The organism is Pseudanabaena sp. CCNP1317 (genome assembly GCF_034931345.1).
GTDB lineage: Bacteria > Cyanobacteriota > Cyanobacteriia > Pseudanabaenales > Pseudanabaenaceae > Pseudanabaena > Pseudanabaena galeata.
The window spans coordinates 1-857 of sequence record NZ_JAYGIF010000094.1; the positions used below are offsets into that span (position 1 = coordinate 1).

The 857-nt window shown below is 62.8% G+C and carries 1 protein-coding gene and 1 tRNA gene; both read right to left on the bottom strand.

Annotated elements, in window-relative coordinates:
• A partial coding sequence (locus VB775_RS15735; protein ID WP_323216879.1) for an ELWxxDGT repeat protein occupies positions 1-373 on the bottom strand: 373 nt, incomplete at its 3' end.
• A 359-nt stretch (positions 374-732) separates the two neighbouring features.
• Positions 733-806 (bottom strand) — tRNA-Met (locus tag VB775_RS15740).
• Positions 807-857: the final 51 nt, after the last annotated feature.

Sequence of the window (857 nt, forward strand, 5' to 3'; positions counted from 1 at the left end):
GGTTGATGTCCTTGACCAGAGTGGTGGTACCTGCGGTGCCGTCGGACTTCCAGAGCTCGACGCCGTTGGTGCCGTCGTCGGCGCTGAAGAAGAGCGTGCCACCGAAGTTGGTGAAGCTGTTCGGGCTCGAGCTGCCGTTGCCGGGGTTTATGTCCTTGACCAGGGTGGTGCCGCCTGCGGTGCCGTCGGACTTCCAGAGCTCGACGCCGTTGGTGGGATCGGTGGCGGTGAAGTAGAGGGTGCCGCCGATGTCGGTGAAGTTGCTCGCCGACGAGCTGGCACTGCCGGGGTTTATGTCCTTGACCAGGCTTGGCTCCGGGGGTGCCGCATGGGCCGTGGCCGAGCCGGCTGTGAGGACGCAGAGGGCTGCCATCAGGGCGACGCCTAGCACGTATATCCGCGGCGAGATCCCGCTTCCGCAATCGATATCCCGCATTCCGATTCCCATATCCTGCCCTTTCGAATGTCACCGGCACCAAGGCCAGCGCCCGTGAGTGAGATAACGCTGACCAGAGGTCTCAGTCCGATGTCGGGATTCGAGAACCCCGTCTCCCACCTCCGTTGGGCAAGACTACATCTAGCCGCGCACCAGCGCGAATTTCTCAGGACATACGGCGCAAATCAGGCCCGCGGCCAGCCGGGCTTCTCAAAATGATGGGACCAAAGTTTCGGGAAGGCGTTAACCACAAAGACCCCCTGGCGAGAGGAGGTCCTGTGTCGACCTTGCGGTCATAGCGGGGACAGGATTCGAACCTGCGACCTTCGGATTATGAGCCCCACGAGCTACCTGACTGCTCCACCCCGCGGCGGACTCGCCCATTGTACCGCACTTGTCACCGAAGCCTCCTCTCACCCCC